The following is a 13,295-nucleotide window of genomic DNA, read 5'->3' as shown; positions in this document are numbered from 1 at the left end:
TGGTATACTCCATCATAACTTTGAATGTGATACAATAAGGACAACTGTGAAAGAGAAAGTGTACTATATTGGAGGTATACAATGAACAGACAACTTTCTATGGAATTTGTAAGAATTACTGAACAGGCTGCCCTTCTGAGCGGTCGTCTCATGGGTGTTGGCGACAAAGAAGGCGCAGACCAGGCTGCCGTTGACGGGATGCATCAGCAGTTTGCCAAGACTCCTGTTTCCGGAACCGTAGTGATTGGTGAAGGCGAAATCGATGAAGCCCCGATGCTCTATATTGGTGAACACGTGGGAGCCGGCGGAGAAGAAGTGGATATCGCAGTCGATCCTGTAGAAGGAACAAATCTGGTAGCCAAAGGACAGAATGGCGCCATTGCAGTACTGGCTATTGCTCCCAAAGGCTGCCTGCTTCATGCTCCTGATATGTATATGCAGAAAATCTGCGTAGGCCCGAGGGCTAAAGGCAGGATCGATATTAATGCTTCCGTAACGGAAAACCTGAAAAACGTGGCTGATGCCATGAACCGTGAAATTTCCGACCTCACCGTGGTCATCCTTGACCGTGAAAGACATGAAGGCATTATTCGTGAAGCCAGGGCTGCCGGCGCCAGAATCCGCCTCATTACCGATGGCGACGTGGTTCCGTCCATTGACTGCGGTATTCAGGGAAGCGGTATCCATATGGTCATGGGTTCCGGCGGAGCTCCGGAAGGGGTTCTTTCCGCAGTAGGCCTGAAATGCCTTGGCGGCGATATGCAGGCAAAACTGCTCCCCCATACCGATGAAGAACTGAGAAGACTCCATGAAATGGGGATCGATGACCCGAACAAAGTCCTTACCCTGGACGATCTGGTCAAAGGGGATGACTGCATTTTCTCTGAAACCGCTATTACCGACTGCGCAATGCTCCGCGGTGTCCGCTACTTTGGCGGTGGTGCAAGAACTTCCACCCTGGTGCTCCGCTACAAGACCGGAACGGTCCGTTTCGTAGATACCATCCATCGTTTTGGCGATCCAAGACCGGCAGTACGCCTGTCCTGATTCAGGATTTATAAAATAAAATGGCTTCCCTCGGGGAGCCATTTTTATTTCCATATACTTTTTAAACTTTTCAAAACTCCACGGACCATAGTATAATAAAGAAGCTTTGTATCATGAATTTAGAAATGGAGAGTTGACTATGAGCAATCTGAACAAGAAATGCCGGGTTCACTATGAAGGAACCTTTAATGACGGGACAAAGTTTGATTCCTCCTATGACCGGGGCAAGCCGCTGGAATTTACCTGCGGTGCCGGCCAGATGATTAAAGGTTTTGATGCTGCGGTAGTGGATATGAAAGTAGGGGAAATCAAAAATGTTCACCTCATGCCGGAGGAAGCCTATGGCATGCCGGATCCGAGAAATATTTTCACCATCGGATTAAAACAGCTGCCCGGTTCTGAAAAGCTTTCCGTTGGTGCCCGTGTCATACTGACAGGTCCCATGGGACGATTCCCTGTCACGGTGACTGAAAAGACCGATACCACCATTACCTTCGATGCCAACAGTGAAATGGCAGGAAAGGAACTGAATTTCAAAATCGAACTGGTATTTGTGGAAGATTGATTCTGATGTGGATTCTCAAAGCTCTTTTCCCACTTGGGCAAGGGCTTTTAAAATTGAAAAACTCCCGAAACGGGATATCCGTTTCAGGAGTTTTTATGTATCAGAAGAAATTAATAGTTTTCAGCCTTGACAGCGAAGAAGCTTCTCGGATGACCGCAGACAGGGCATTCTACCGGAGCTTCCACAGCTTCAACGGTGTAGCCGCAGTTAGCGCACATCCAGAGTTTCTTTTCACCCTTCTTGAAGACCTGTTCGTTTTCCACGTTTGCGAGAAGGAGTTTATAACGTTCTTCATGGGATTTTTCGATTTCGCCTACTTTTCTGAAGAGGAAGGCAATCTTCGGGAAACCTTCTTTTTCAGCGGTTTCAGCAAATTCCGGATACATGGATGTCCATTCTTCATGTTCGCCGGCAGCAGCTGCTTTCAGATTGGCAGCAGTGCCATTCTTCAGATCGCCTACGAGCCAGAACCAGATTTTGGCATGAGCTCTTTCATTGAGAGCGGTTTCTCTGAAAATGTCAGCAATCTGGCGGGAGATTTTCGGGTCTTTTTCCGCTTCGGCAGCAAAAAGGGTATACTTTACGTGAGCCTGGGATTCACCGGCATAGGCAGCACGCAGATTTTTTTCGGTTTGGGTGCCGGCAACTTTTTTCATTTCTTCAACAAAGTTATCGTCGTACATAATAGTCCTCCTTTTAAAATAGCAGGAATAACAGCAGATATCAGAAATATTCTGCCTTATAAGTTCAGTATAAATTCTTTATCGATAAAAGTCAAATCAATAAAACTCATAGCTTTTTTGCACTTGTATGAGACATATAAAAGGCAATTGATTATTTTTTTGGAATGGTTATAGTAAAATTTTTCCGATTACTTAAATGTATATTTTGTGAAAAAATATATTTATTTTATTCAAGAAATTGTAAAATAAAAGACAGAGAGGCGGATGTATCAGAGAATAATTTATTAGAATTCGACAAACTTTACACAATTTTTACATACATAGGGTAACATGAAATAAACGGTATGCGTTCAATAACGGAGGGCACCTATGTTTAGTCTTGTCAACAAGCATGAAGAATTTTTTGATTTTCTGGTCACCAATGCTGAATATTTCCATAAAGGAACGGTTCTGGCCAGAGATGTGCTTCAGGATCCCGCAAAACTGGAACGTTCAATCAGGGAAGTCAGGAATCTGGAGCATTCTGCTGATGAGGTTACCCACAATATTTCAGCCAGGATGCGGCACGTCTTCATTACTCCTATTGACAGAGAGGATTTTTTTCTGCTGACCACCACGCTTGATGACTGCGTGGATGATATCCAGGATGTGGTTTTGAGCCTTAAACTGTATCATGCGGGGATCGGTTCACAAATAGCTCTCCGCATGGCTGATATCCTTGTCAATATGTCATCCGAACTCATCGTGCTTTTCCGCCTTTTGAAGGAAATAGACAAGAATGAAACGGAAATTGGTGAAAGGGCAAGGAAAATTAATGCTTTGGAAAGTGAAGGAGATGAAGTGTATCGCAATACTATTTCCGCTCTTTTCGACGGCACCCATGAAGTGATGGAAATTATTCGCTGGAAGGAAATCATGGAAGCTATGGAAGAAACGGCCAACCGGGCGGAGAAGGTGGGGAACCTGATTAAAGAGGTGGTCATGAAATATGCCTGATCTGTACATTATCGCTTTCCTTATCTGTCTGGCCCTGTGCTTTGATTTTATTAACGGCTTCCATGACACAGCCAATGCCATAGCGACCTGTGTGGCTACCCGCGCACTCAGTCCAAAGGTGGCCATTATCATGTCGGCCATACTGAATTTTGTGGGGGCCATGATTTCGACCGGTGTAGCCAAGACGATTGGCGGAGAAATCGTCACTTCTCCCCAGATGGTCGATTCCGTAGTGCTTTCATCAGCTCTTGCATCCGCGATCATATGGAATCTGTTTACCTGGCGCATCGGTATGCCGTCCAGTTCTTCTCATGCCCTTATTGGCGGCGTTATTGGCGCGGTTATTATTTCTTATGGCACCGGGGCTATTCATGCGGCCGGCGTCATGACGATTGTCATTGGGCTTGTGTGCTCGCCCGTGTGTGCCCTTATAACGGGTTATATTATTATGACGATTCTGTATGTGCTTTTCCGGAATGTCGGAAAGTCCCGCGTGAATTATGTGGCTACCCATATCCAGATGGTTTCGGCAGCGCTTATGGCTTTTTCTCATGGATCCAATGATGCCCAGAAGTCCATGGGGATTATTACACTTGCTCTTCTTTCAGGCGGTTATATCAGCCAGCTGGAAGTGCCCTGGGAAGTAAAAGTGGCCTGTGCCCTTGCCATGTCACTGGGAACTTCTGTGGGCGGGTGGAAGATTATCCGCACCGTGGGCAACAAGATTTTCCGCATGCAGCCGGTGAATGGTCTGGCTGCTGACCTGAATTCGGCCATTACTATTTTCAGCGCTACCATGCTTCATTTGCCCGTATCTACTACTCATGTAGTGACGGGGTCTATTATGGGCGTAGGCTGGGCGACGAGATTTCGCGCCGTTCACTGGAGCGTGGCCTATCAGATGGTTTCTGCCTGGGTTATGACGATTCCCTGCACCGCCGTGGTGGGGGCTGTTGTTTATCTCATCATCCGGCAGATTCTGGGATAAAAATTCAAAAACCGCAGTGAAGGCTGCGGTTTTTTGATTGCCCTGAAAGCCGGCCGCTTTTGAAATTGTTTTATTTCCCGGATATGGTACAATAGGACAGATATAGGTAACCCGGGCAGGGTATAGGGAGGACAAAATGCTGATTCAATGGTTCCCCGGTCATATGACCAAGACGAAAAGAATGATTGAAGCCCATCTGAAAGCGGTAGATGTGGTGGCAGAACTTCTGGATGCCAGGATTCCCGCTTCCAGTGCCAACCCCATGGTGGATGAACTGGTACAGGGAAAACCGAGAATCGTAATCCTGAATAAGGCGGATCTTGCAGATCCGAAGGAAACGGATAAATGGGTGAGTTACTACCGGAGAAGGGATATTCCGGTGGTGCCTATGAGCGTTGGGAATGCGAAAAATAAAAAGAAACTGCTTGCGCTGATTCGTGAGACCGCAGCGCCGGTTCTGGCTAAATGGCAGAGGAGAGGGCTTAAAGCCCGTTCCGTACGTATTATGATTCTGGGGATTCCCAATGTTGGCAAATCTTCCTTAATCAATTTCCTTGCCGGCACGGCGGCGGCCAGAACGGCCAATACGCCGGGCCACACCCGGGGAAAACAGTGGGTTCGTCTTTCAGAAGGGCTCGATCTTCTGGATACGCCCGGAGTTTTGTGGCCAAAGTTTGATGACCAGACTGCGGCTCTCCGGCTCGCCGCTACCGGGGCTATTGCCGGTGATGTATTTAATCCGGATGAAGTGGTTCCGGTTCTTCTTTCTTCTCTGGCAGAAACGGCGCCGCAGGTACTGAAGGAAGTGTATCGCATAGAAGATGTGCATCAGGATCCCCAGCTTCTTCTGGAAGCAGCCGGCCGCAGGAGAGGATGTCTCCTTCCGGGAGGCGCCATCGATTATGATCGCGCGGAAACGGTAGTGCTCCGTGATTTCAGAAGCGGCAGGCTGGGACGGATTACCCTGGATCCCCTGCCTTCGGAGGATAGACATGAAAATAGCTGAAATCCGTGAAATATTGCAGAAAGATGACGTTCCGGAAGAAGTACTGCAGGAAATATTCTCCGATTCCCGTAAAGGGGTACAGAACCTTGTGCAGGCCTACATGAAAAGACTTGAGAAGCTGAGCCGGGAAAAATTGCGTGTGGAATCCATGTATGAGGTGGAAAGCAGTTTTTATAAAAAAGGCATGAATCTCATAGCCGGTATAGATGAAGTTGGAAGGGGACCTCTGGCCGGGCCGGTGACGGTGGCAGCTGTCATTCTGAAGCCTCACTGGTTTGCGGCAGGGTTGAATGATTCCAAGAAAGTAACGCCCGTTCACCGGGAGGAACTTTCAAAGAAAATCCATGAGGAAGCTGTGGATATTTCCATTTACAGCCTTCCGCCGGAAGAGATTGATGCTGTAAATATTTATGAAGCGACCATGATGGCCATGTATCAGGCAGTAAAAAACCTGAAAGTGCAGCCCGATGCAGTCATTGTGGATGCCATGCCTCTCCATTTTCCCTTCCCCACGGTATCCATGATTCATGGTGACGCCCGAAGCGCTTCTGTAGCTGCCGCGTCAATCGTGGCTAAAGTATATCGGGATCATCTGATGGATGAGTATGACAGGGAATATCCGGGTTACGGTTTTGCCAAAAACAAGGGATATGGTACGGCAGAGCATATTCATGCTTTAGAAGAGCTGGGGGTGACTCCTATCCACAGGAGAAGTTTTGAACCGGTGAAAAGCATGGTTCTGGGCAGATATTAGAGAGGAGTATACCATGAAACAATGTATGGATTCGGAAAATCTCCATCGTCGTTTAAAGAAAATTATCGGACAGGTTCAGGCTATCGACAGGATGGTAGATGAGGATATTCCCTGTGAGGATATCATTACACAGGTCAATGCAGCCAAGTCGGCCCTTCACAAGGTGGGGCAGATCATTCTGGAAGGTCATCTGCAGCACTGTGTGCGGGATGGTATCGAACAGGGGAATGCGGAGGAGACCATCGCCAAGTTTGCCAAGGCGGTGGAAAGATTTTCTAATATAATATAAGAGTTCAACATTAATCCATAAATAATTTAAGAATGAATCAAAAAAACAATAATAAAAAAACAATAATAAAATTAAAAATAATTATTTTAAAATACAATTTGATTAAAAATTCGGAAGCGTCCGCTGATTTTATTGCTACTTCCTTTTTTGAGTGTTACAATTTTAAAAGTGGCAGATAATGAAAACATAAATGCCATGAATTTTTGTTGTCCCGCGGAGGATTTCTATTTGTATCCGGTCAACATCAAGGTCAGGGATATGAGCTGCCTCGTTATCGGGGGCGGCCATATAGCTCTGAGAAAAGTCAGTAAACTTCTTCATGAAGGAGCAGAGGTAACGGTACTGGCACCGGCTCTTTCGGAAGAACTTATGGAATTGTATCGGAAAAATCGCATCCAATGGAAGCAGGCTTTTTATAAGCCTGGAGATACTGCAGGGTATCATTTCGTGGTGACAGCCTGTGGAGTAAGAAATGTGGCAGAACAGGTACGGAAAGAAGCTTTGAATCATTTTTTTCTGTACAATGGGGCGGATTTTCCATCTTTGGGAAACTGTTCTCTGCCTGCCGGTTTTGAAACGGGAGGAATCGGATTTGCCATTTCCACCAATGGCCGGTCTCCTGCCATGGCAAAATATATAAAAACATGGCTGGAGAGGGAGATTCCCCCTTCTTTTGGTGCCTGGCTTGACCGGGTGAGCGTGATTCGGGAAGGGCTTCCGGATGAACTCTCTTCCAGCCGGGCAAGGGAATGCTTCTGGCATTCCGTTTTTAGTGACCAGATCATGAATCTGGTCCTTTCAGGGAAGTTGGACGAAGCAGAGGAGTGTGTACGTCATGCAATTGGTCGTTTTAGGACTGAACCATAAAACGGTTTCCGTAGATATCCGGGAACAGTTTGCTATTTCCGAGGAGAGCGCCAGGAGCGGGCTCCGCCATCTTGATGAACAGGAGGGCATAGAGGAGGCAGTGGTTCTTTCCACTTGTAACCGGACTGAAATTTACGCTGTTCTTAAAGATAAGTCTGCAAAGGAAACTTTGGGAAAATTCTTTCTCGCTCTTTCCGGGAACAGTGAAGCCAAAAAAGAATATTTCTTCTATTTTGAAGGGGAAGAATGTATCCGCCATCTGTTTGAAGTGGCATCCGGCCTTGATTCCATGGTGATTGGTGAAAGCCAGATTTTAAACCAGATTAAAACTGCCTATACCATGGCGCTTTCAGAAAAAGCAACAAAGACAATCCTGAATACTCTTTTTCACAGGGCAATTACTACCGGAAAACGGGTTCGCACGGAAACCCGTATTTCCTACAGCGCTGTCTCTGTCAGTTATGCGGCAGTCAAACTGGCAGAAAAGATTCTTGGCAGTCTTTCTGAAAAAACGGCTATGGTTTTTGGTGCCGGAGAGGCAGCGGAGCTTCTGGTGAAAAACCTGCAGGGCAAAGGCCTGAAAAAAGTCATTGTTACCAACCGTCATCTGGACAAGGCAGAGGAACTGGCAAAGAAAATCAATGGGGAAGCAGTTCCTTTTACAAATGCCCTTTCCCATGCGGACGACGTGGATATCATGGTCACTGCAACCGGCGCTTCCCAGTATATCGTCAAAGCCTGGGATGTGCGGAATCTGATGATGCGGCGCGGTGCAAAACCGCTGGTGGCGATCGATATCGCCGTTCCCTGCGATATTGAGCCGGAAGTAGGAAATATCAGAAATGTTACTCTTTATAATATCGACCATCTGCAGGAAATCGTAGCCAATAATATCCGGTTCCGCAAAGAAGAGGCGGAGAGAGCCAAAGTCATTGCGGAAGAGGAAATCAAATCCATTGAAGATCGTTTCCGCTATTTAAGTACACGGCCTGTCATGGTTTCTCTTTCCGACAAGGCAGAGGAAATCCGGCAGCGTGAATTGCGCAGGGGACTTGCTAAAATAGAAGGCCTTACGGAGGAAGACTGCCGTGTGCTTTCTCACATGACTCACATGATTGTTCGTAAAATTTTAAGAGAACCCATGATTCAGCTGAATGAATTCGCGGGAACAGAATGGGAATCGAGAGATAAGAAAGCGGTTACCCGTCTCTTTAAACTGGACGTCAGAAAGGGGCAGGAACTTGAAAAATAAAATAACTATCGCAACCCGGGAAAGCCTTCTGGCACTCTGGCAGGCAAACTATGTGGCTGACCGACTTCGGGAACAGTATCCTTCCCTTCAGGTTGAACTTTTACCTGTAACCACCAAAGGAGATCAGATACTGGATCGTCCCCTGGTGGAAATTGGCGGTAAAGGTCTTTTTATCAAGGAACTGGAAGTCATCCTTCTGGAAGGGAAAGCGGATATTGCGGTTCATTCTTTGAAAGATATGACGGCAGCCTGTCCGGAAGGCCTTACGATTGCTGCCGTTACGGACAGGGAAGATCCAAGAGATTCTTTTGTTTCCAATACATATAAATCCCTGAAAGAACTTCCGCTTCATGCCCGGGTGGGGACATCCAGTCTTCGTCGTCAGGCCCAGCTTCTTCACTGGAGAAATGACCTTGATGTACGATCCCTTCGTGGAAATGTACAGACCCGTCTCCGCCACCTGGATGAAGGAGATTTTGATGCGGTGATTCTGGCTGCAGCCGGGCTGAAACGGCTGGGGCTGGGAGACCGGATTACTTCATATATTTCCACAGATGACAGCATTCCTGCCGCCGGCCAGGGAGTCATGGCCATTGAAGCCAGGTCTTCTGATCAGTGTACACTGGATCTGATTTCTTTCCTTCACAATAAGGAAGTGGCTTCCTGCATCCGGGCTGAACGGGCTTTTCTTGCCAAAGTCGGCGGAGACTGCAAAGTGCCGGCGGGGATTTATGCCATACCGTCAGGGAAGGGAAATATGGAAGTAAAGGCTTTTATTGCTTCTCCTGATGGGAAAGAACTGTATCGTGCTGAGAATACAGGAACCATTGATGCTGCAGAATCACTGGGAAGTTCCATCGCGGAAAAACTGCTGGATGCCGGGGGAAGACAGATTCTGGAGACGCTTCAGAAAATCTGATTGTATTTGAGGAGAATTTTATGAAAAAAGGGAAAGTTTATCTGATTGGTGCAGGGCCGGGAGATCCGGAACTTCTGACGATTAAGGGGAAAAGATGCCTGGAAGAAGCTGATGTGGTAGTTGGCGATTATCTTGCCGATAAAAGGCTTCTCCGCTTCATGAATCCGGAGGCCGAATATATTTATGTCGGCAAGAAGGCAGGCAATCATACCATGAAGCAGCATGATATCAGTCTCCTCCTGGCAGAAAAGGGAAAAGAGGGAAAAGTTGTTGCCCGTCTGAAAGGCGGAGACCCCTTTGTTTTCGGCCGCGGCGGGGAGGAAATCGAAGTCCTCAAAGAGGCAGGCGTGCCGTTTGAGGAAGTCCCCGGCGTAACGAGTGCTATTGCCGCTCCGGCTTACGCAGGAATCCCGGTGACCCACCGTAAAATAGCAGCATCTTTTGCTGTCATTACCGGTCATGAAGACCCGACAAAAAATGAATCTTCCATTCACTGGGACAAGCTCGCCGGTGGAGTGGACACACTGATTTTCCTTATGGGCGTGTCTAATACGGCCATGATTGCTTCCCAACTGATTAAATACGGTAGAAGCAAGGTTACGCCGGCAGCCTTTGTCCGCTGGGGCACCCGTCCTTATCAGGAAACGTATACCACGACGCTGGAAAATGCATCGGAAGATGTTAAGAAACTCGGCATTAAGCCGCCGGCGGTATTCATTGTCGGAGATGTGGTCAATCTTCGGCAGGATATGAGGTGGTTTGATAACCGTCCCCTTTTTGGAAAGCGAATCATCGTTACGCGCTCGAGATCCCAGGCCTCCCGTCTCGTGGATGTGCTGAATGAAAAAGGTGCAGAAACCATCGAGATTCCGACAATTGCTATTAAAGAGCCTTCCGATAACTATAAAGGAATGGATGAGGCGCTTGAACACATTTCAACTTACGACTGGCTGCTTTTTACAAGCCAGAATGGGGTGGACTATTTCTTCAAACGGCTTTATGATAAAGGAATGGATACCAGGGCCCTGGGCCATCTGAAAATCGGTGCCATCGGACCGGCAACGGCCCGCTGGCTTGCCCGCCATGGCATAAGGGCAGATTGTGTGCCTGAAAAATACAAGGCAGAAAATCTGCTTGCCGTTATGAAACCCCTCCTTAAAGGAAATGAGAAGATTCTTCTTGCCAGGGCAAAAGTGGCAAGAAGTGTTCTTCCGGAAGGACTGCGTGATTTGGGCTGTTCTGTGGATGTGGTAGAAGCATACCAGACCGTATCGGATGAGGAGAATAAAGAGAAACTGATTGAAACTCTCCGGAATCATGATGCCGATATGATTACTTTTACCAGTTCATCAACGGTTTACAACCTGATGAACCAGCTTGATGGGAAAGGTGAGCTTTTAAAGGGCGTAACCCTTGCCTGTATCGGGCCCATTACGGCAGACACCTGCAGGAAATATAATCTGGAACCATCTATTATTTCCAAAGTTTTTACAATTGATGGTCTTGTTCATGCCATTGAAGAAGGAGTCAGTCAGAAATGAAATTAAATACTCTTCGCCCAAGACGTCTCAGAAGAACGGAAGCGATCCGTTCCATGGTCAGGGAAAATTCCCTGGAACTCAATGATTTCGTTTATCCTATTTTCGTTGTGCCTGGAACCAATATTAAAGAAGAAATTCCAAGTATGCCGGGACAGTACCATCTCTCCGTTGATAACGCGGTGAAGGTAGCTGAAGAAATTTATAAAATGGGTATTCCTGCCGTGGAAGTTTTCGGCCTTCCGGAATACAAGGATGATATCGGATCTTCCGCCTGGGATATGACAAGTCCTGTGCAGCGTGCTATGAAAGCCATCAAGGCAGCGGTACCGGAACTCGTTATCGTAGGCGACGTGTGTCTCTGCCAGTATACGAAGAGTGGTCACTGTGGCCAGCTGAAGGGTCATGAAGTAGATAATGATCCAACCCTTGAGTTGCTTGCCAAAGTGGCTCTTTCCCAGGCTGAATGCGGCGCGGACATTGTGGCACCGTCTGATATGATGGATGGCCGTATTGCGAAAATCCGTGAAACCCTGGATGCCAATGACCTTCAGGATGTTTCCATTATGTCTTATGCAGTCAAATATGCATCCGGCTATTATGGACCGTTCCGTGATGCTGCCGATTCTGCTCCCCAGTTTGGTGACCGCAGGGGTTACCAGATGGACCCGGCAAACAGCAGGGAAGCCATGAAGGAAGTGGATCTGGATATGGAAGAAGGAGCAGATATCATCATGGTAAAACCGGCTCTGGCCTATCTGGATATCGTCCGTCAGGTTCGTGACCATGTAAACCGCCCTGTTGCAACGTATAATGTGTCCGGCGAATATGCCATGGTCAAGGCGGCAGCAGCAAAGGGCTGGATTGATGAAAAGAGAATCGTCATGGAATCCCTGCTCTGCATGAAACGGGCCGGTGCGGATATCATTATTTCCTACCATGCACCTGACGTGGCCAAATGGATGAAGGAGGAAAAAGGGTTATGATCAGCCTGGAAAAATCGAAGGCTGCCTTTGAGGAAGCCCGGCTTTACATGCCGGGGGGAGTCAACAGTCCTGTTCGTTCCTATCCCCATATGGGCTGCCCGCCACCTTTCATCAAAGAGGCAAAAGGCTCTCATATTACTGATATTGATGGAAATACTTACATTGATTATGTAGGTTCCTGGGGGCCCATGGTCCTTGGTCATGCTCATCCTGCCGTGATTTCTGCCATTCAGAAAGCCGCAGAACGAAGCACCAGTTATGGGGCTCCCACGCTGATAGAAACGGAAATCGCCAAGCTGATTCATGAAGTATATCCTTCCATCGAAAAGATGCGTATGGTCAATTCCGGTACTGAGGCTACCATGAGCGCACTTCGTGCAGCCCGCGGCTATACGGGACGAGATAAAATCCTGAAATTTGAAGGATGTTATCATGGACATGGGGACAGCCTTCTTGTAAAGGCCGGCTCCGGTGCGGCTACTTTTGGAAGTCCTGATTCAGCCGGGGTAACAAAAGGAACGGCCAAAGATACCCTTGTCGTACCCTATAATAATATTCCCGCATTTACCCGGATCATGGATGAACAGGGCGATGAAATCGCTGCTGTCATTGTAGAACCGGTAGCAGGAAATATGTGCTGCGTCCCGCCGGTAGATGGATTCCTTGATACGCTCCGGAAGGAAACTGAAAAACATGGTACAGTCCTTATATTTGATGAAGTCATGTGCGGTTTCCGTACGGCTTTCCATGGTGCCCAGTCAAGATACCATATTCATCCGGATCTGACCTGCCTTGGCAAAATCATTGGCGGGGGCCTTCCGGCTGCCGCTTATGGCGGACGCAGGGAAATCATGAACTGCATCGCCCCGGATGGAAGTGTTTATCAGGCAGGAACTCTTTCCGGAAATCCTCTGGCCGTGACTGCCGGTATTGAAACACTGAAGCAGATGATGGCTACTCCTGATTTCGATCGGATTCTCGAAAAGAAGACCAGGGTTCTTCTGGAAGGCTGGAAAAAGGCTGCCGACAAAGCGGGAGTACCACTGGTATGCCATCAGTCCGGCTCCATGTTTGGCATTTTCTTCTCCGATAAGGAAGTCCTGAACTACCAGGATGCCTGCGCTGCCAATGCGAAACAGTTCAAAGCCTGGTTCCTCTCCATGCTGGATCAGCATATTTATCTGGCACCTTCTCCTTTTGAAACTTTGTTCATGTCCTTTGCACACAGTGATGAGGACATCGAAGTGACCATTCGTGCAGCTGAAAAGGCAATGGAAGCCGCAGCAAAAGCATAATTTTTATAAAAAATCCCGGATCTCGCCAAGAGACCCGGGATTTTTTTACAATCAATTTCATAATATATTTTTCAAAATATGATTTAAATCATTACTGAATATCATAACAA

Annotated in this window: 14 protein-coding genes; 13 read left to right on the top strand and 1 reads right to left on the bottom strand. The window is 47.4% G+C overall.

Annotated elements, in window-relative coordinates; all coding sequences use genetic code 11:
* Window positions 1-81: 81 nt before the first annotated feature.
* Together glpX and VZT47_RS01610 are read left to right on the top strand one after the other, a co-directional pair.
* Window positions 82-1,047: a class II fructose-bisphosphatase gene (glpX, locus tag VZT47_RS01615; protein WP_330223237.1), complete on the top strand. Its 966-nt coding sequence runs from the start codon at window positions 82-84 to the stop codon at window positions 1,045-1,047.
* Between the two features lie 139 nt (window positions 1,048-1,186).
* Window positions 1,187-1,612 (top strand): FKBP-type peptidyl-prolyl cis-trans isomerase, encoded by a 426-nt coding sequence (locus VZT47_RS01610; protein WP_330223236.1) that lies wholly within the window; start codon window positions 1,187-1,189, stop codon window positions 1,610-1,612.
* Between the two features lie 110 nt (window positions 1,613-1,722).
* On the opposite strand, the gene rbr is transcribed toward VZT47_RS01610, so the two are convergent.
* Window positions 1,723-2,268, bottom strand: a complete 546-nt coding sequence (gene rbr, locus VZT47_RS01605; protein WP_330223299.1) for a rubrerythrin — start codon at window positions 2,266-2,268, stop codon at window positions 1,723-1,725.
* A gap of 396 nt (window positions 2,269-2,664) precedes the next feature.
* Between rbr and VZT47_RS01600 the strand changes: the two genes are divergently transcribed.
* The 11 genes from VZT47_RS01600 (at window position 2,665) to hemL (ending at window position 13,185) form a co-directional block, all read left to right on the top strand.
* Window positions 2,665-3,291: a DUF47 domain-containing protein gene (locus tag VZT47_RS01600; protein WP_330223235.1), complete on the top strand. Its 627-nt coding sequence runs from the start codon at window positions 2,665-2,667 to the stop codon at window positions 3,289-3,291.
* Window positions 3,284-4,279: an inorganic phosphate transporter gene (locus tag VZT47_RS01595; protein WP_330223234.1), complete on the top strand. Its 996-nt coding sequence runs from the start codon at window positions 3,284-3,286 to the stop codon at window positions 4,277-4,279. The genes VZT47_RS01600 and VZT47_RS01595 overlap by 8 nt, the downstream gene beginning before the upstream one ends.
* A 136-nt stretch (window positions 4,280-4,415) precedes the next feature.
* Entirely contained in the window at window positions 4,416-5,285 is an 870-nt protein-coding gene (gene ylqF, locus VZT47_RS01590) for a ribosome biogenesis GTPase YlqF (RefSeq protein WP_330223233.1), read from the top strand.
* Complete coding sequence (locus tag VZT47_RS01585; protein ID WP_330223232.1) at window positions 5,272-6,039, top strand: ribonuclease HII; 768 nt, start codon at window positions 5,272-5,274, stop codon at window positions 6,037-6,039. The genes ylqF and VZT47_RS01585 overlap by 14 nt, the downstream gene beginning before the upstream one ends.
* Window positions 6,040-6,052: 13 nt before the next feature.
* Complete coding sequence (locus tag VZT47_RS01580) at window positions 6,053-6,328, top strand: metal-sensing transcriptional repressor (RefSeq protein ID WP_330223231.1); 276 nt, start codon at window positions 6,053-6,055, stop codon at window positions 6,326-6,328.
* Window positions 6,329-6,556: 228 nt separating this feature from the next.
* Window positions 6,557-7,195 (top strand): precorrin-2 dehydrogenase/sirohydrochlorin ferrochelatase family protein, encoded by a 639-nt coding sequence (locus tag VZT47_RS01575; RefSeq protein WP_330223230.1) that lies wholly within the window; start codon window positions 6,557-6,559, stop codon window positions 7,193-7,195.
* The gene (hemA, locus tag VZT47_RS01570; protein ID WP_330223229.1) at window positions 7,164-8,447 is read left to right on the top strand and encodes a glutamyl-tRNA reductase; all 1,284 of its coding nucleotides are present in this window, start codon (window positions 7,164-7,166) and stop codon (window positions 8,445-8,447) included. The genes VZT47_RS01575 and hemA overlap by 32 nt, the downstream gene beginning before the upstream one ends.
* A complete protein-coding gene (gene hemC / locus VZT47_RS01565) occupies window positions 8,437-9,366 on the top strand; it encodes a hydroxymethylbilane synthase (protein ID WP_330223228.1) in 930 nt (309 codons plus the stop codon). Before hemA ends, hemC begins: the two co-directional genes overlap by 11 nt.
* Before the next feature lie 20 nt (window positions 9,367-9,386).
* The gene (gene cobA, locus VZT47_RS01560) at window positions 9,387-10,907 is read left to right on the top strand and encodes a uroporphyrinogen-III C-methyltransferase (RefSeq protein ID WP_330223227.1); all 1,521 of its coding nucleotides are present in this window, start codon (window positions 9,387-9,389) and stop codon (window positions 10,905-10,907) included.
* The gene (gene hemB / locus VZT47_RS01555; RefSeq protein ID WP_330223226.1) at window positions 10,904-11,890 is read left to right on the top strand and encodes a porphobilinogen synthase; all 987 of its coding nucleotides are present in this window, start codon (window positions 10,904-10,906) and stop codon (window positions 11,888-11,890) included. The genes cobA and hemB overlap by 4 nt, the downstream gene beginning before the upstream one ends.
* Window positions 11,887-13,185, top strand: a complete 1,299-nt coding sequence (gene hemL, locus VZT47_RS01550; RefSeq protein ID WP_330223225.1) for a glutamate-1-semialdehyde 2,1-aminomutase — start codon at window positions 11,887-11,889, stop codon at window positions 13,183-13,185. Before hemB ends, hemL begins: the two co-directional genes overlap by 4 nt.
* Window positions 13,186-13,295: the final 110 nt, after the last annotated feature.

This window comes from Dialister sp. (genome assembly GCF_036343215.1).
GTDB lineage: Bacteria > Bacillota > Negativicutes > Veillonellales > Dialisteraceae > Dialister.
Note: the sequence above shows the minus strand (reverse complement) of the source record. Positions and strands in the feature narration are given on the sequence as shown.

Bases quoted from the DNA above. Each gene is read 5' to 3' on its own strand.
- glpX (WP_330223237.1), top strand. From the start codon at position 82: ATGAACAGACAACTTTCTATGGAATTTGTAAGAATTACTGAACAGGCT.
- VZT47_RS01610 (WP_330223236.1), top strand. From the start codon at position 1,187: ATGAGCAATCTGAACAAGAAATGCCGGGTTCACTATGAAGGAACCTTT.
- rbr (WP_330223299.1), bottom strand. From the start codon at position 2,268: ATGAAAAAAGTTGCCGGCACCCAAACCGAAAAAAATCTGCGTGCTGCC.
- VZT47_RS01600 (WP_330223235.1), top strand. From the start codon at position 2,665: ATGTTTAGTCTTGTCAACAAGCATGAAGAATTTTTTGATTTTCTGGTC.
- VZT47_RS01595 (WP_330223234.1), top strand. From the start codon at position 3,284: ATGCCTGATCTGTACATTATCGCTTTCCTTATCTGTCTGGCCCTGTGC.
- ylqF (WP_330223233.1), top strand. From the start codon at position 4,416: ATGCTGATTCAATGGTTCCCCGGTCATATGACCAAGACGAAAAGAATG.
- VZT47_RS01585 (WP_330223232.1), top strand. From the start codon at position 5,272: ATGAAAATAGCTGAAATCCGTGAAATATTGCAGAAAGATGACGTTCCG.
- VZT47_RS01580 (WP_330223231.1), top strand. From the start codon at position 6,053: ATGAAACAATGTATGGATTCGGAAAATCTCCATCGTCGTTTAAAGAAA.
- hemA (WP_330223229.1), top strand. From the start codon at position 7,164: ATGCAATTGGTCGTTTTAGGACTGAACCATAAAACGGTTTCCGTAGAT.
- cobA (WP_330223227.1), top strand. From the start codon at position 9,387: ATGAAAAAAGGGAAAGTTTATCTGATTGGTGCAGGGCCGGGAGATCCG.
- hemB (WP_330223226.1), top strand. From the start codon at position 10,904: ATGAAATTAAATACTCTTCGCCCAAGACGTCTCAGAAGAACGGAAGCG.
- hemL (WP_330223225.1), top strand. From the start codon at position 11,887: ATGATCAGCCTGGAAAAATCGAAGGCTGCCTTTGAGGAAGCCCGGCTT.